General features: G+C 44.0%; 17 protein-coding genes. 12 read left to right on the top strand and 5 right to left on the bottom strand.

The window, feature by feature from the left end; translation table 11 throughout:
* From F6J94_RS16675 to F6J94_RS16660, 4 genes are all read left to right on the top strand, one after another.
* Positions 1-359 (top strand): hypothetical protein (locus tag F6J94_RS16675; protein ID WP_293042266.1); only part of this gene is annotated, 359 nt, incomplete at its 5' end.
* Positions 360-536: 177 nt separating this feature from the next.
* On the top strand, positions 537-1,289 hold the full coding sequence (locus F6J94_RS16670; RefSeq protein WP_367142227.1) for a methyltransferase: 753 nt from the start codon (positions 537-539) through the stop codon (positions 1,287-1,289).
* Between the two features lie 68 nt (positions 1,290-1,357).
* On the top strand, positions 1,358-2,188 hold the full coding sequence (locus F6J94_RS16665) for a sterol desaturase family protein (protein ID WP_293042263.1): 831 nt from the start codon (positions 1,358-1,360) through the stop codon (positions 2,186-2,188).
* A 66-nt stretch (positions 2,189-2,254) separates the two neighbouring features.
* Positions 2,255-2,749 (top strand): DUF427 domain-containing protein, encoded by a 495-nt coding sequence (locus tag F6J94_RS16660; RefSeq protein WP_293042260.1) that lies wholly within the window; start codon positions 2,255-2,257, stop codon positions 2,747-2,749.
* Between the two features lie 128 nt (positions 2,750-2,877).
* Here the strand turns inward: F6J94_RS16660 and hemH are convergent, their stop codons facing one another.
* A complete protein-coding gene (gene hemH / locus F6J94_RS16655) occupies positions 2,878-4,041 on the bottom strand; it encodes a ferrochelatase (RefSeq protein ID WP_293042257.1) in 1,164 nt (387 codons plus the stop codon).
* A 107-nt stretch (positions 4,042-4,148) separates the two neighbouring features.
* On the opposite strand from hemH, the gene F6J94_RS16650 reads away from it, so the two are divergent.
* Both F6J94_RS16650 and F6J94_RS16645 read left to right on the top strand, forming a co-directional pair.
* On the top strand, positions 4,149-4,775 hold the full coding sequence (locus F6J94_RS16650) for a methyltransferase domain-containing protein (RefSeq protein ID WP_293042254.1): 627 nt from the start codon (positions 4,149-4,151) through the stop codon (positions 4,773-4,775).
* A gap of 54 nt (positions 4,776-4,829) precedes the next feature.
* Positions 4,830-4,988: a hypothetical protein gene (locus F6J94_RS16645; RefSeq protein WP_293042251.1), complete on the top strand. Its 159-nt coding sequence runs from the start codon at positions 4,830-4,832 to the stop codon at positions 4,986-4,988.
* 14 nt (positions 4,989-5,002) lie between these two features.
* Here F6J94_RS16645 and msrP read toward each other — a convergent pair whose 3' ends face one another.
* Positions 5,003-5,989, bottom strand: a complete 987-nt coding sequence (msrP, locus tag F6J94_RS16640; RefSeq protein WP_293042248.1) for a protein-methionine-sulfoxide reductase catalytic subunit MsrP — start codon at positions 5,987-5,989, stop codon at positions 5,003-5,005.
* Between the two features lie 369 nt (positions 5,990-6,358).
* Between msrP and F6J94_RS16635 the strand changes: the two genes are divergently transcribed.
* Positions 6,359-6,733, top strand: a complete 375-nt coding sequence (locus F6J94_RS16635; protein WP_075904491.1) for a hypothetical protein — start codon at positions 6,359-6,361, stop codon at positions 6,731-6,733.
* 21 nt (positions 6,734-6,754) lie between these two features.
* On the opposite strand, the gene pdxA is transcribed toward F6J94_RS16635, so the two are convergent.
* A complete protein-coding gene (pdxA, locus tag F6J94_RS16630; RefSeq protein WP_293042245.1) occupies positions 6,755-7,855 on the bottom strand; it encodes a 4-hydroxythreonine-4-phosphate dehydrogenase PdxA in 1,101 nt (366 codons plus the stop codon).
* A 617-nt stretch (positions 7,856-8,472) separates the two neighbouring features.
* Between pdxA and F6J94_RS16625 the strand changes: the two genes are divergently transcribed.
* The 4 genes from F6J94_RS16625 (at position 8,473) to F6J94_RS16610 (ending at position 12,927) form a co-directional block, all read left to right on the top strand.
* A complete protein-coding gene (locus F6J94_RS16625) occupies positions 8,473-8,577 on the top strand; it encodes a PetM family cytochrome b6-f complex subunit 7 (RefSeq protein WP_063747919.1) in 105 nt (34 codons plus the stop codon).
* 222 nt (positions 8,578-8,799) lie between these two features.
* Positions 8,800-9,777 carry an SDR family oxidoreductase gene (locus F6J94_RS16620; protein ID WP_293042242.1) on the top strand — a complete coding sequence of 326 codons (978 nt, stop codon included), beginning with the start codon at positions 8,800-8,802 and terminating at the stop codon, positions 9,775-9,777.
* 213 nt (positions 9,778-9,990) lie between these two features.
* On the top strand, positions 9,991-10,908 hold the full coding sequence (locus F6J94_RS16615; RefSeq protein ID WP_293042272.1) for an NAD(+) kinase: 918 nt from the start codon (positions 9,991-9,993) through the stop codon (positions 10,906-10,908).
* Positions 10,909-11,286: 378 nt separating this feature from the next.
* Positions 11,287-12,927 (top strand): hypothetical protein, encoded by a 1,641-nt coding sequence (locus F6J94_RS16610; protein ID WP_293042238.1) that lies wholly within the window; start codon positions 11,287-11,289, stop codon positions 12,925-12,927.
* 53 nt (positions 12,928-12,980) lie between these two features.
* Here F6J94_RS16610 and purM read toward each other — a convergent pair whose 3' ends face one another.
* A complete protein-coding gene (gene purM / locus F6J94_RS16605; protein WP_293042234.1) occupies positions 12,981-14,021 on the bottom strand; it encodes a phosphoribosylformylglycinamidine cyclo-ligase in 1,041 nt (346 codons plus the stop codon).
* A 553-nt stretch (positions 14,022-14,574) separates the two neighbouring features.
* Here purM and F6J94_RS16600 point away from each other — a divergent pair.
* Complete coding sequence (locus F6J94_RS16600) at positions 14,575-15,657, top strand: septal ring lytic transglycosylase RlpA family protein (protein ID WP_293024654.1); 1,083 nt, start codon at positions 14,575-14,577, stop codon at positions 15,655-15,657.
* 181 nt (positions 15,658-15,838) lie between these two features.
* Here the strand turns inward: F6J94_RS16600 and F6J94_RS16595 are convergent.
* Positions 15,839-15,953: transposase (locus F6J94_RS16595; RefSeq protein ID WP_293042269.1), on the bottom strand; the 115-nt coding region annotated here is incomplete at its 5' end.

Here is a 15,953-nt window from a genome sequence, read left to right as displayed (position 1 = left end):
TCCCCAAAAAAAAGTTACTAAATAAACCTTATTACTACATCAATCAGCGACTTTACATAAAACCTAAATGGTTTGCCGAGGATCTAGAAAAATTACTCATTGAAAGCAATATTTTATTTCGTCAAGAAACGATGGAGTTTCCAGTAAACATTAAAGAGTGTTTTATCAAAGAGTCTCAAGTTGGTAAACAGTTGCTGGATTTTATAGTTGGTGCCAACACAGCATACTTTTCCCCCTTACAATTGCGACTGCTCTTAGACTACTTTGGCACTTGTGCGCAAAAAATAGAGGGGGGAGAAATAATGATTCCACACTCCATAATTTTATTTTTTCTTGAAAAAGAAAGGGTATCCGCTTAAAGTGGTAAAATTTTAACGGGACAGTGTGCCGCTCCACCGTACAGCCTTAAGTTAGTTAGTAGCCAAAATAAAATATATCCTACATCTGAAACAGCCATTAAACAAAACAGTAACAATCTCAAGCCTTTTTAAAACTACTATCAAAAAAGTAATCTAGATCTAGACTCTTGGTTCAAAATTACTTGGATAGATTACGAATATCTTGTTAATAATCATCGATTTTTACAAATAATTGATTCATTTGGAAGTGATACGATCAAACTTTTAGATATAGGTTGTGGAACAGGAGTTTTACCAGATTTATTAGATAAAAAAATTGATAGTGAACTCAAGCTATCATCTGATTTGCTAGATGTTTCAGACTATTGTCTGAATCAATGTAGTTCAGTGTTGAATAAATTAAAACACTTTCAGGCAAATCAAGGGTTCTTATCTTATACAGAAACTATTGAAACAGCAATTCCAAAAAGTAACTACTACGATAGTATTTGGGCAATTCATTCCTTTTATACTGTAGACATTAATAAAATTCAAGATATCCTAAAGCATATTAAGACATTGATCAAACCGAGTGGTATTTTTTTGATGTGTAAAGCAAGTTCAGATTCTTGGTACAATCAATTATATAATTTTTATCTAAAAAAATACGAACAGCCGAATAACTATAGAAGATTTATAACAGCAGAAGATATCCAAGAAAACTTAGAGTTACTCGAATTGCAGTACGATGTGATCGATTTTGATTATAACCATGAAATTGATTGTGAAGATCGAGATTTGCTAGAAGCTTATTTAAAACAATGTATCCTTAATAATTATGTTGATGTACTTTCCTTATTTAAAGAAAAATTATTACAGTATTTGAATCCAAAAACTAATCAATTTAGCTTTAAGCAAAAAACAAAACTGATAATTGTTAAAAAACACTAATTCAATAACTAACCATTCACGAACCTCATTAACAATAGGTAAATAGCTAAAAACATCATAGTAGAGATATGAAAACAACTTTTAATTTATGTTTGGAAATAGAATTTTTTATTAAATTTGCCATTACTTGTGCAATTTTTCAGCAATTTTTTTACTGGGTCTTGAACGATATCAAACTCAACGTTATCAACCAGGTAGTGCTTTACTGGCTTGTCGGTTCTGTTTCATTTTATGCCATTGGTATTTTCGTCGAAAAGGTGATTAAAAAGAACGAGCAGTTGAGAGAAAAACTAAAAGCCAGGATTAAGAAAGTAAAAAAACAGCCATTCCCTGCCTTTACTGCAAAAGGAATTATTCTTGGAGAAATCAAGAGTTTCATCGCAGCACTAGTTATCCTCTATCTGGCACCAGAGATGCATCGAGGCAATGGCTTGCTTCTAAATCTGGGATGGTTCTTAATGAGAATAGTTGCTGCTGATTTCTGTTTTTATGTCTCCCACTGGTTATTCCACAGAAGGTTCTTTCAAAAAATACATCTTAAACATCATGAGTTTATTGATACCTCAAGTTTTGTCGCTGGTCATAAGAGTATCATTGAATATATTATAGTTACCATTACAGACATTTTACCTATCTTTATATTTGGATATGATATCACTCAACTATTGGCCTGGACTCTTCTAGGTAATGCTTACAACCTAGAAGGTCATAGTTCCTTGTCAATATTTTTCATTCCGTCAGATTTTCACGATCTTCATCACACTTGTTTCAAAGGAAACTATGGAATTCAAGGATTTTGGGACAGGATGTTTAAAACGTTGATCCCCCCTACCAAAAAGTCGGGAATTATGTTCCCTACAGCTTCTCTGGAAAAGATCACCATGAAGTTGTCTAAATAATTTATAGGATAACTTTAAGTAGGAACGCTAAGTTGGAAAACTACGTAGGAAAGCCAAGGATAAGTCATGAGACCAACCCCTATCCCTCCACAGCCTGGTCAAGAATCCGTTTGGGATTACCCCCGTCCCGCCCGATGGGAAGACACTAGCAAGCACATCAAGGTGATTTTTAATGGTACAATTCTGGCTGAAACCAGGCAAGCGAAGAGGGTGTTAGAAACTAGTCATCCTCCCAGTTATTACATCCCCCGAGAAGACATCAAGCTTGAACATCTGCTCGAAACACCTCGTAAAACTTTTTGCGAGTGGAAAGGCTGGGCTTGCTATTACAAGGTTTCAGTAGGTGAAAAAGAGGCAAATAATGCCGTTTGGTGTTTCTTCGATCCAACTCCTGATTTTGTCCCGATTAAGGGATATTGTTGCTTTTATGCTCGTCTGATGGATGCCTGCTATGTAGATGATGAGTTAGTCACTCCCCAGCCTGGTGAATTTTATGGTGGCTGGATCACTAAGGATATTGTTGGACCTTTCAAGGGAGGACCAGGAACAATGGGTTGGTAGACGGGTTGGTAGATTGGGTAAATAGTGGTTTACTTTTGAGAGCAGTCGAGGGGGACGATTACTTGCCCCCCTCCCAATTAGATCTGGTAGATCTGGACGTGTCCATTTCCCTTGTAACCTGAAGAAATTTACAACAACCCAGCAAAATGTAGCGGTCCAGTACCACTAATTAACTCCAACAGTAAAGCAATAAACCCAATCATAGCCAGACGACCATTCCAAACTTCTGCTGCTGTAGTCATGCCCCACTCCCACCGCTCGGGAGGGTAAATTTTGACTGTCTTTGGCGGACGAATGACCTCGGAGAGTTCACGGCTGGGTGATTCGAGAGCGTCAACTACCAAATTTGTCAAAGACTCAATAAATAGGGGATGGGTATTGAGGGCTGGTACCCGCTCAAAGTGCTTAATCCCTGATTCTTCTGCTATTTCTCGATACTCAATGTCGATTTCTTGGAGGGTTTCGATATGTTCCGAGACAAAACTAATCGGGACTACCAGCAAATCTTGAGTATTCTTAGCTCCGAGTTCTTGCAACGCATCCTCGGTGTAAGGTTGGAGCCATTCTACCGGACCAACCCGACTTTGATAGGCCAGAGTATGGGGATTGGGGCGGTTGAGGGTTTTCATAATTAAGGCAGTGCAATCCTCAATTTCTCGCTGGTAGGGGTCTCCAGCTTCTGTGACATAGCTGATGGGTACACCGTGAGCACTGAAAAAGATATGAACTTGATCGGGATTAGAAAACTTATCGAGTTCCTGAGTAATTAAGTCAGCCATGGCTTGGAGGTATTGTGGCTGCTGGTACCAGGAGGGAATGACTGTGTGTTCAACCTTGCTCAGGTCTGGGTCTTCTTTCCACAGATTTTCTAGCAGACGGAAGCTAGAACCACTGGTGCTGATGGAAAATTGGGGATAAAGCGGTAGAATAACTAAGCGTTCGATCCCATCGGCTTTGATGGTTGCGATCGCTTCTTCAGTGAAAGGATGCCAGTAACGCATTCCTACATATACACTGACCTCTTGCCCTTTTGTTTGCAAATGTTCCTGGAGGGCTTGAGCCTGGGCGTCTGTAATCTTCCGTAGAGGGGAACCACCACCAATTTGCTTGTAGTTCTCCTGGGAGATCTTAGCACGCTTAGTGGAGATTAGCCAAGCCAGGGGTTTTTGCAGCCACGGAAAAGGCAGGCGAATAATTTCCGGGTCAGAAAACAGGTTGAATAGAAAGGGACGAACATCCTTTAACTGATCTGGCCCACCTAGATTAAGCAATAATACCCCAACACGACCCATAGTTAACACAGCTTCCCATAACTTTCATATTTGTTACTCATTTTAACAATATATTTTTTAACTTAAATTTGCAACAAGAAACACAGATCTTTACTAAGGAGTGAGTAGTGGCAACAGTTCTTAGAGCTTGGAGTTATCAGTACCAATGGCTGTATGATAGTATTTCCCGGATCGCGGCTTTGAGCGTAGGTGGAGAGAGACGATTCCGCCAGCTACCGTTACAGGGCTTAACAATTCATTCAGGAACCAAAGTGCTAGATCTCTGTTGCGGCAGTGGTCAGGCCACCCAGTTCTTGGTGGAATTGTCTGAGCATGTCACAGGCTTAGATATTTCTCCACTATCCCTAGAGCGAGCACAACGGAATGTTCCCCAAGCCAACTATGTAGAGGGTTTGGCTGAACAGATGCCCTTTCCAGATGCTCAATTTGATCTAGTTCACACCAGTGCAGCACTCCATGAAATGACCCCTGAGGTGTTGCAGCAGATTATTCAGGAGGTTCACCGGGTGCTTAAACCAGGAGGAGTGTTTACCCTGGTGGATTTGCACAAGCCAACTAATGTTTTGTTTTGGCCAGGGTTAGCGGTATTTATGTGGTTGTTTGAGACCGAGACAGCTTGGCAATTACTAGAGACTGACTTGGTCAAGGGGCTTGAGCAAGTGGGGTTTAAGGTATGCGATCGCTCTTTGCACGCAGGTGGTAGTTTACAGGTGATTCAGGTGACGAAAGCGTAAAGGCCGACAGTAACCAAAAAACCTACCCGAAGGGAAGGCCAAGGGTGAACAACCTTGGCCTTTGGCCACGCGATCGCGTTCAACCTTGGCCTTTGGCCACGCGATCGCTTTCAACTTTCAACTTTCAACCTTGGCCTTAAGGCCGTAGGCCACGCTGCGCGAACGGCCACGCGATCGCGTTCAACCTACCCTACACCTAACCCAAAAGGCTAACAACCAAATAACCTTCAACTATATAATCCACCTACATATTCCCCATAACCGTTGTAAGGTAGGGTGGGTCGTTTTTCCCAGGATAAGTTGGGACCGCTACTGATGAATCTTTCTGTCGCTTGTGACCATCTGGGGTGAGGCTTATTGGGGTTAACATTTGCCTCAAAGTCATATTCATAGGAATTAATAGTATTCCAGTAAGTAGCTGGCTGGTTAGCTAAAAACTCGACTTTGACTATAGATTTTGCTCCTTTAAAACCATATTTCCAGGGCACTACCATGCGAATAGGAGCACCATGCTGCTTGGGTAATAGATGACCGTAAATGCCAATAGCAAAAAATGCTAGTTCGTTAGCCATTTCCTCAACACGTAAACCTTCCGTATAAGGCCAAGGTAAGGAACCAAGGTGTATGCCTGGACCAATAGTAATTTTGCGGTCATAATAGGAGGTAAATCGCACAAATTTAGCCTCTGAAGTAGGTTCTACTGCTTTGATCAGCGCTTTCATCGGAAATCCGATCCAGGGTAGCACCATTGACCACGCCTCTACACAGCGGAAGCGATAGATCCGCTCTTCGATCGGAAATTTAGTTTGGAGATCATCTAGGTCATAGGTTTGGGGATTTTTGACTAATCCGGTTACCTCTACCTTCCAGTCTTTGGTTGGTAAATTTTGCGCTGCTTGCCAGATCGATTTACTGCCGCCAAATTCATAAAAATTGTTGTACTGTCCAGCGAGCTCCTCATCAGTGATCGGTCTGTCAACACTGGCAAAAGCTGGATTGGTTGCTAAGGATTTGAACTTGGGTTGATTTAGGGTTTCCCAAAGAGCTTTGTCTGAGGCAGAGGAACCTTGACAACCAAGAATTGATAGCATTCCAGTGCCTAGGCTGGCACCAACTAAATTTTTGAGAAAGCGACGTCGGTTAAAATAAGCCGTTTCTGAGGTGACTTGTTGCTCTGGCAGTTCCCAGGACTTTGGTACACGAATGATGGTCATAAAGTAAGTGATATTGTTGACGGTGAGCTTTTAGCAGTCAGCCTAAACAGGCTAGTCGAGGTTATAGCTGGCAAGGGTAGCTTTTCAAGTAGTGCCTTGACTGATAGCGTGGGTTAAAACCTTAAGGTAAGCATTCAGCTATCATCCGCGTAGCGTGACCATAGGCCAAGGCCAAAGCTTACCTCTTTTATTGAAAAGCTGATAGCTGATAGCTGATAGCTTAAGTTATGCTTGTACAAAGTTATAGTTAAAATTACTACCGCTTATTTTTTTTATAAGGATGTATTCGGATGCCAGATTAATGTCAAGACTACTAAAATAAAAATAAATAAATAAAATAAGGTAAATAAAAAAACCAGGAGAAAGCTGATGATCCGTAAAACACTAGTTATAGTAGGAATCGGCTGGATAGCTGTGGGATTGGTACCTCTTGCTTATGCTCAGTCAGGAGCGCAGTCTAGTGAGCCAAGCGGTTCAGTAACCCTGTCTGGTGACACCCTCCGCCAAGTTAATGGTCGCACGGTCTCAGACGATTATGGCACCTTTTTCCCAACATCACTAGAGCTAGAGGAAACGGAAGGCTTAGGTAACAATTTACAGCCTAAGTTCAAGGTTGGCTCAAGGGACAATGTAGACATAGTTTTTGGGGATGTCATCCAGCAGGAAGAACTTAATGTGTTTCCTCAATCCTCAACTACTCGCAATACTCAAAAAGTCCAGTTGGCAGTTCCACTTAGAGAGTAAAGGTTGAGTACAAGGCAAGTTCTAACCACTGATAGCTAAACGGTTACTCAACCTCTGGTTCACCAGTTCAGTAGCCAGGCTAATTGCAGCCTTCATGCTAGTAGCGTTAGCAATGCCAAGACCAGCAATATCAAACGCTGTGCCATGATCAGGAGAAGTGCGCACAAACGGTAAACCGATGGTAGTATTGATCGCTCGGTCAAATGCCATAAGTTTGACAGGAATTAAGCCCTGGTCATGATAAAGTGCCAAATAAGCATCATAAGCATCATGAGCGTACTGCTGATGGTTGCCGTACCAAGCCTGACCAGGTTTTACCCAAAGAGTGTCAGGAGGTACTGGTCCATCTAATTGGATAGTCGGGCGTTGCTGGCGCTCTTGCTCTAGCCAGGGAATCAACCAATCTTGTTCTTCACAACCTAGCTGACCCTGCTCACCACTATGAGGATTTAACCCAGAAATCGCGATTCGAGGTTTCTTGATGCCAAAATCCCTACCCAAGCAGGCTATCAGTAAGTCTAGTTTACTCGCCATCAATAGTGGCGTTAAGGTGTTTGGTACTTGACTTAAGGGAATATGTGTGGTAGCTAAAAGTGTACGTAGTACCCAACCACTATGGGGCGATCGCGCTACGAACAGCATCCCAAATTGTTTGACACCAGAATACTGGGCTAGCACTTCAGTTTGACCAGGATAATCATGTCCTGCCGCTTTCCAGAGAGACTTGGCAATGGGTGCGGTCACAATACCATCAAACTGACCACGTTGGGTGAGTGCGATCGCATTTTCGAGATACACAAAACTAAGAGCACCACTAGCCGCATTACCAACACCTGGGGTGATTTGAGGCCGTTGTCCATAATCCAACTCAATGTCAATTATTGATAATGTCTCTGGGGAAGCTAAAGTAGCTACATCTTCAATCCCCTGCTGACGTAGCTGGGTGTAAGCCCCATTCAAGAGGTACCGACTGCCAATCACCGTTATCTCACAATTGCTAGTGACTTGGGAATCTGCCAATGCCTTGAGGACAACTTCTGGTCCAATGCCTGCCGGATCTCCCAAGGTCACCGCTAACCGAGGACGCCTTGGTGGTGAGTTAAGTTTTCCTGTCAAAGACATTTTCTGATGGTTTGTTGACCAAAAAAAGTGGGTCTCAAGCCTGGCCTTTGGCCACGCTACTTGAGGTGCCCATAAGCGGGCGACTTTTCCAGAGATGATGTATAATGACAGTGTAGCCTAGCACAGGCAGGATTCGTCGGTACTGCCAAGCTTCCCAACGACAATTACGGGCAGGATGCCCGTTCCACGCAAGATGCTAGTACACGAGGCGCGAAAAACCTCGAAAAAACGCATGGATCCGTTGCGGATACCGACAAACCAGTAAAGTCAACTTTCAATAATTAGCGTACCGTGGGGCACACGGGAACGTAGTTAAACGCTTAGGGAGACAAGCCCACTGGGGTTAGTTAAATTAGGCTCAGCATTTGGTTGTTTGGAACGGATACTTGGCTTAAATATTGCCTTTCAGGATAGCTAATTTTAAGGCGTGTCGTAGAACTAAGAATCCACGTCCTTCAAGGGCGGGGAGTGTCAAAAGTCTGACATCATTCCTGAAGACTCCCGTACCCTAACCCCTTTGCTGAAATAGTCTTGCTCAGGATTTCCATAGGATTGCTATATTCTGGCACCCTAGTCATGATACCTTGTAACAAAAGTACATAGGAGATCATAAAACAATGGGTACAGAAATTTTCAATGCAGCATTTTTGTCCTTCACCCTGATTCTGGTGGGTTTGGGCTTAGGCTTCTTATTACTCAAAATCCAGGGAGTGTCAGAATAGTTTCTAGTGAATGGGTTATGGGGTAACGGCTGTGGGGTTTGGTAAAGAATTCTTTCACAGTTTTCTTCCCAACCAATCACTTATGCTGTCTTAGCCTAAACCCATTCTCCCACACCCCTAACCCGATGGCGTTGCCTATTGAATACCAGAAAAATGAGAGATCGACAAAATTTCTGATAGAATCTTATAGAAAGTTTAAGATTCCTTACTAAAATTACTATAATGAACTTGTTGGTCGTCGGTGCAACTGGCACCTTAGGAAGACAGGTGGTTCGTCGTGCACTGGACGAGGATCATCAGGTACGCTGTATTGTACGCAGTCCACGAAAAGCCTCTTTCCTTAAAGAATGGGGAGCCGAACTAGTACAAGGGGACCTTTGTGTTCCAGAAACCCTGCCAAAAGCTCTGGAAGGGATCACAGCTGTCATTGATGCGGCAACATCGAGACCAACAGATTCTCTGACCATCAGACAGGTAGACTGGGAAGGTAAAGTTGCCCTAATTCAAGCTTCTGTCGCTGCTGGTGTTGAAAGATATGTCTTTTTCTCAATTCTGGGAAGTGAGAATTTTCCTCATGTCCCACTGATGGAAATAAAGCACTGTACAGAACTATTTCTGGCAGAATCAGGATTGCCACACACAATCTTGAAACCAAGTGGCTTTATGCAAGGCTTAATTGGTCAGTATGCCATCCCGATTTTGGATGGACAGGCGGTTTGGATTACAGGAGAAACCTCTCCCATCGCCTATATGAACACCCAGGATATTGCTAAGTTTGGCATTCGTGCTCTGGAAGTTCCAGAAACAGTAAATCAGACATTCCCGGTTGTGGGAACCAGAGCCTTTAGTACCTACGAAATCATTAATCTGTGTGAGCGGTTGTCCGGTAAAGATGCTAAAATAGCCCGACTCCCAATAAATTTTTTGCGGGGTGTGCGCCGATTCGTGAGATTTTTTCAGTGGGGCTGGAATGTGGCAGATCGGCTTGCCTTTACTGAGGTGCTAGTGAGCGGGAAACCTCTGGATGCACCGATGGATAAGGTATACGAGGTCTTTGGCCTAGACCCGAAGGAAACCACAACTTTGGAAGAATATCTGCAAGAGTACTTTAACCGGATTATGAATAAGCTCAAAGAAATCGATTACGAGAAAGCTAAAAAGAAGTCTAAGAAGAGGACTCCCTTCAAATCTAAATCCTAGATATTTCCTGGAAAATCGGTAAGCGCGAGGTTTTGGGGAGCCAGTGCAGCAAAAGTGCTTCTCTACCGGGCTTCCAAGGTGCGGATGCCAGCCTGAGCACACAGCCGGTCCCCATAGCGCGACTGCATCAAGACGGTACCTGATTAAATGACAATTGTCCATGATGTTCGGTGATAATTTAATCCAAGTAGTTCAAGACGGGGACTGGTGAGTATACCAAAAGCAGGCATTATCTACAACGACCTTAAACCAATGGCTTGTAGCGTTGCTGAAGAGTTGCACAACCAATTGAGGACTGCGGGTTGGGAAGTGTGTATGGCGACAGGGGTTGGGGGAATTCTGGGTTATTCGAGTCCTCAATCACCAGTGTGTCATACACCAATGGACAAACTAGCCCCCCCTGGTTTTGATGACCAGATGGCTTTCGCAATTGTATTAGGGGGAGATGGTACAGTACTAGCCGCTTTTCGCCAAGTGGCTCCCCAAGGGATCCCTTTGCTAACGGTGAATACAGGTCACATGGGTTTCTTAACAGAGACCTATGTCAATCAGTTGCCTTCTGTCTTGGAACAGGTCATGGCAGAAGAGTATGTTATAGAAGAACGGTCGATGCTTTCTGTGCAGATCCTGCGAGATGAGAGGATTTGGTGGGAGGCACTTTGTTTAAATGAAATGGTATTGCACCGGGAACCGTTGACGAGTATGTGCCATTTTGAGGTACAAATAGGACATCACGCACCAGTGGATATTGCCGCTGATGGTATAATAGTATCAACACCCACTGGCTCTACTGCCTATTCTCTAAGTGCTGGGGGACCAGTATTAACTCCTGAGGTGCCGGTGTTGCAACTTTTGCCCATCTGTCCCCATTCTTTGGCATCTCGGGCATTAGTCTTTGCCGACACAGAGCAATTAACCATTTTTCCCGCTACTCCCAATTCGATGGTGATGGTAGTTGATGGCAATGGTGGTTGCTACGTAATACCAGAAGATAAAATAAAAGTTAAGCGATCGCCTTACTCCGCTCGATTTATCCGTTTGCAAGCACCGGAGTTTTTCAGGGTTTTGCGAGAAAAGTTGGGGTGGGGATTGCCACACATTGCTAAACCGACCTCTGTGGAGTTGCCTTAGGGCTATTGTTCCTGTAAGCTCCTCAGTCTAAATTAAGAATTAAACAGCCTAGCAAGGGTCAAGGGGAGTTAGGCAGAAGTGTCAAAAAAGGTGATTGCTGCCTGTTGGTTAAGAGAAACATGATTAGCTCGAATCAACTAACCATAGGGGTTTCCTGAACGTGTTGCTCGAAAGTTGTATTCATAACCTAGCACCATGACTCTCGATCTGGTAGTTTCTGGTGGTGTGTGGTGGTGTCCGATATCCATAATATTTAATCGGTGAAACGCAACTTTGGATCAGGGGGGCTTGTGCAACCTTTGCCCCGGTAAGATAGGAGTATCCACCAGCAACTGGCTATTCACGGTCGGTACTTAGGCAATCAACCCAAACTATTCTATGTCTGCTTTGAATCGCAATACTCGTCGTCGGCTCAATAAATTACAACAGACTTCCAGTGTGTGGGAGGGAGACCGCCGTCCCCTGTCAGTTATTGGTAACAATCATCAACAGCCGGATGGTGAGGGTCATAATGATTGCATTCTTTGGGTGGATGGCTCGGAAGGCATTGTCAGGGCAATGGATTTAGTATCACCAACCATGGGACCAGAAGCGATTGTTCGTGCCCTTATGCAAGCCATGGAACATCCCCAAAGCCCCGCCAGACCAGCACGACCCTCAAAGATTGTTGTTCGTAACCGAGAAATTCAGTTCTTTTTGCGAGGTGTCCTTCAAGGGTTAGACATTGGCATTGATTATGTACCCAATTTACCCTTGATTGACGAACTGTTTCGGGGATTTGAGGAAATGGCGGCTACTCGACAACCCCAGCTACCACCTAAGTATGCCGACCTACTTATAGAAAAAGCCTATGAAATTTGGCATGAAGCTGCTTGGGAAGTAGTGGCTGATCATCAGATTATCTCGATTGAATTAAATCGCTGGGATGTGGAAACCCTATACGTCTCAGTAATGGGTATGCTGGGTATGGAATACGGGGTACTACTATATCGCTCCTGGGATTCCCTGAAACGGTTCCGATCATCAGTGCTGGCAGATGACTCGTGGGAAAAGATGGAACAAGCTTTCTTAGGGCAAGATTGTTTGTTTTTAACTTTTGGGCGGTTTGGTGATGATACCGAAGATGAGGATGAAGAGGATGATATAGATTTAGCTGATTTGCCAGTATCTGAGATTGTACCTGGCTTTGGTACAGTCCATCCCTTGGAAGGAATGCGACCTTATATTTATGAAGAAGAAGCGATCGCAATTTATGTTGCCCTAGAAGCGATTCAGCGATTTGTTCACCATTACCATGAGGAATTAGATGACGAAAACTTACCCAAGATTAGTAAGCGCTACCGCATCCCGGTACCCCTAGAACCAAAATCTACTGTTAACGTTAAAGTTAACACCCATCCTGACCTGGCGGATGAGTTGTTAGAGATGGCAATTGAGTCCGAGGAAGATGATTTCGATTCAGAGTCGATGACCATACCCTTACGGGATGACCTTGTGCCAAAGGATGCTTTCCTCAAGCTGGGCATGATGTCTTGGGAAGCAATAGAATCTATTCGCTCTGGTGTCAAATCCTATCAGTCTCAGAATATAAAGGCAATCGGGGAAGGCATGCCAGTTATTTTGATTCAAACCACCCGACCAAAGGCACAAGTGTTGATAGAGCAGATCGAGACCGCTGGTGGACTCAAAGGGATTTGCTTTAATTCAGGGGAAGACCCCTTTGAGGGCACACGCTACGACCTTGGCATTATCCAAACAGAAAACAGCAGTCTTTATTTATTAGGAGAGTTTTCTGAAACCGATACCAACCATGCTGCTGCCCGCCAGCAGTGGGAGGAGGGTTGTGAAAATCAGGGATATTGTGGTTTAGTTATTGCCAGAGGTCTAGCAGGAGCATCTCGGGGTAATCCCAAGCCTCGTGACATGATGGCATTGTTTGAAGCGCGATCGCTCTCCACTACAGATTTGGGAATAGCAATCCTCAAGGCAGAACCCTCAATAACTGAGCCACCCTTCTGACCTTCTGATTGAGAGAATGATTGAGAGACTCCCCACCCAGAAGCCTGATCCGATCACGGGATAAGTAGACCAACAACACCACCATCCCCTGGGATTACTTCACCAATTTTACATGCATTTACCTGCTGTGAATTAAACGATGTTAGGGTTTCCTCAACCTGCTGTTGAGGAACAATCAGCACAAAACCAATCCCCATATTATAGGTATCAAACATTGCCTGAGGACTAACCTGACCTGTGTGAGCTAGCCACTGAAAAATTGGTGGAATCACCCAGCTGTTGGGATAAATCTGGACGGATTGTCCAGCACCCAGGCAACGAGGGAGGTTTTCTGGGATACCGCCGCCGGTAATGTGAGCCATACCGTGAATCTCGATACCAGCCCTACGAGCATCAAGCACAGGTTTCACGTAAATCTGTGTTGGTGTCAACAATTCCTCCCCTAAGCTTTTACCAGCTAACAATTCCGGAGTTATATCCCAGGAAAGAGCGTTGTCTGGGGAATCCTGAACAATTTTCCGGATCAGACTAAAACCATTGCTGTGGACGCCCTGACTGGCCAAACCAATTGCCACATCTCCAATTTGCACTTGGGAACCGTCCAACATACGGCTCTTTTCCACAATTCCTACACAAAACCCTGCTAGGTCATACTCGGCGAGTTCGTAGAAACCAGGCATTTCTGCGGTTTCCCCTCCTAGTAAAGCACACCCAGCCAGACGACAACCTTGGGCAATACCGGCAACAACCTGAGTCAGTTGTTGTTGATTGAGCTTGCCAGTTGCTAAATAATCCAAGAAAAACAGGGGTTCCGCACCAACAGTCAAGACATCGTTGACGCACATGGCTACCAAATCAATGCCAACGGTGTCATGGCGGTTAAGGTCTTGAGCCAATTTGAGTTTAGTACCAACTCCATCAGTTCCAGATACCAACACTGGCTCAGTATATCCCACTGGCAGCTGAAAGCAACCACTAAAGCCACCCAGTCCACCTAATACTTCCGAACGGTGGGTACTTTTTACCAGGCTACGGATTTGCTTAACAAATCCTCGACCTGCTTCAATATCAACACCAGCGTCTCGATAATCCATGGGAACACACAAATGCTTTTGAGCTAGAAATGCAGGATGTATTTTACAGCGTAGCGTCGATCAAGACCTAGGGGGCAAATAGGGTCAGATCAGTAGTGTGTTGAGGAAGGCCGTGGTCAGCGCCGTGGTCAGCGCCCTTCATTACCAGAATTGCTTGCACCTAGTCTGTATTAAAGTTTACTTTAGGTCGGAAATTTGGTGAAGCTGATTCATTAGTTATTTCGCAGATCTTGATGGAATTGATAAGAATTAACTATTATTGACTTGACTTCACAAAAACTTCATAAAACCTCTAACCACTAATATAACTTAGTTTGTGGTGAATTTACAAAAGTCGTTTTTGACAAGTTATTAGTAACCGCTTCATAAAATGGGGATTCCACCATCAGAAACTTCATGGTATTCTGTTTCAGGTTTTTAGTTAAATCACTAATAACCATTTGTGAGGAAATAACCATTTGTGAGGAGTTAATGGGCAAGTTGAAGTTATGTTACTGCGTTTGTTGCAGCACCATAATGCCTAAAACTGCCAATTATCTTAGACTACAGACCTATGAATCAAAAAATTTGGGGTGGCATTACCGTTTCTGTGCTAACAACAGTTCTCGGTGCAACAATATCAACTCCTGTCTCATCCGCTGAGACAGTTACTCAGACTGTGACCAGAAATTCTGATACCCAACTGGCACAAGAATTGCCATCTAGCGTAACTGCAGCAATAGAAAAACTACCAGCTCAGCCAACACCAGAGTTTCAATTTGCTGAGTTTCCAGAGCAACTGAGAACTGCTAAACCTGATGAAATCATTACCAATATTTATGCTTATCAACTGGCAGGACGTCAGGCAGCTACACTGTATGTCCGTAGTATTCCTGTTCTGACTTTCCTCGGTTCACAGGAAATCAATGCTGACCCTAGCAAAGACAGAGTTGCTACTGAGGTTGAAAAGATAGCAACTCCGTCTTCTGTTGCCCCAGGCAACGCTACGATATCGGATGCTAATGGGTCAGAAAATGACTCAATTCGGCGGGCTCAAGTGGTTGCTGCTCGGATCAATGAACTTCATCGCAACAATGTCAATGCTGAGTCAATCACTGTCCGTTGGAATGGTTCCTACAAAAGCTACAGCATCCAAGTCAATGGGGAAGAATTAGTCCAAGTTGATCAGAATACAATTCTGCCAGATACCACTAAAGACCTGGCTGAAGATGCTCTACAAGCTACTAATCGATTGCGACGGCTGATCGGTTACGCTTCCCCTCTCAAAGAAATTGCCGACTTACCGCCAGCACCAAAACCACGAAGAGTACAGAAAGTAGCTAGGAGTACCACTCGGCGAGTAAGAAGTCAGATGAGGGGTATGGCTTCTTGGTATGGTCCGGGTTTCCATGGCCGCCGCACTGCCAGTGGTGAGCGATTTAATCAATACGCCCTGACTGCTGCTCATCGTACCTTGCGGTTTGGGACTAGGGTGCGGGTGACTAACATGAGAAATGGTCGCTCCGTGATTGTGCGAATTAATGACCGTGGACCCCACAGCAGGAGTCGGCTCATTGACCTTTCCAGGGGCGCAGCCCGAGTTATTGGACTTGAAAGATCCGGCACTGCTGCTGTGCGTCTAGAGGTTTTATATTAATTTCACCTTTGGTAATGGCTAATGGGTAATGGCTAATAGTAATCCAATTCCCAATTACCCATTACCAAAGGTGAAAAAAAATTTGTTGCAGCTGCCAGAATAATTGGATTGGTCAGGTCTGGCACTGGGCCTGTGCGTATAGAGATTCTTTATTGAATTGATTAGTGATTAGGGCATGTCGTCAGTTAAGCCAGATGACAGAAGCGGCGAGATGAATGGCTCCCAAAAAATTACGAGCAGTTTTATCATAGCGAGTTGCTATTGCCCTGTATTGCTTAAGTTTCTGAAAAAAGTTT

The organism is Moorena sp. SIO1F2 (assembly GCF_010672755.1).
Taxonomy (GTDB): Bacteria; Cyanobacteriota; Cyanobacteriia; order Cyanobacteriales; family Coleofasciculaceae; genus Moorena.
Note: the sequence above shows the minus strand (reverse complement) of the source record. Positions and strands in the feature narration are given on the sequence as shown.

Coding starts and splice junctions, on each gene's coding strand:
- F6J94_RS16665 (WP_293042263.1), top strand. CDS start 1,358: ATGAAAACAACTTTTAATTTATGTTTGGAAATAGAATTTTTTATTAAA.
- F6J94_RS16660 (WP_293042260.1), top strand. CDS start 2,255: ATGAGACCAACCCCTATCCCTCCACAGCCTGGTCAAGAATCCGTTTGG.
- hemH (WP_293042257.1), bottom strand. CDS start 4,041: ATGGGTCGTGTTGGGGTATTATTGCTTAATCTAGGTGGGCCAGATCAG.
- msrP (WP_293042248.1), bottom strand. CDS start 5,989: ATGACCATCATTCGTGTACCAAAGTCCTGGGAACTGCCAGAGCAACAA.
- F6J94_RS16635 (WP_075904491.1), top strand. CDS start 6,359: ATGATCCGTAAAACACTAGTTATAGTAGGAATCGGCTGGATAGCTGTG.
- pdxA (WP_293042245.1), bottom strand. CDS start 7,855: ATGTCTTTGACAGGAAAACTTAACTCACCACCAAGGCGTCCTCGGTTA.
- F6J94_RS16625 (WP_063747919.1), top strand. CDS start 8,473: ATGGGTACAGAAATTTTCAATGCAGCATTTTTGTCCTTCACCCTGATT.
- F6J94_RS16620 (WP_293042242.1), top strand. CDS start 8,800: ATGAACTTGTTGGTCGTCGGTGCAACTGGCACCTTAGGAAGACAGGTG.
- F6J94_RS16610 (WP_293042238.1), top strand. CDS start 11,287: ATGTCTGCTTTGAATCGCAATACTCGTCGTCGGCTCAATAAATTACAA.
- purM (WP_293042234.1), bottom strand. CDS start 14,021: ATGGATTATCGAGACGCTGGTGTTGATATTGAAGCAGGTCGAGGATTT.
- F6J94_RS16600 (WP_293024654.1), top strand. CDS start 14,575: ATGAATCAAAAAATTTGGGGTGGCATTACCGTTTCTGTGCTAACAACA.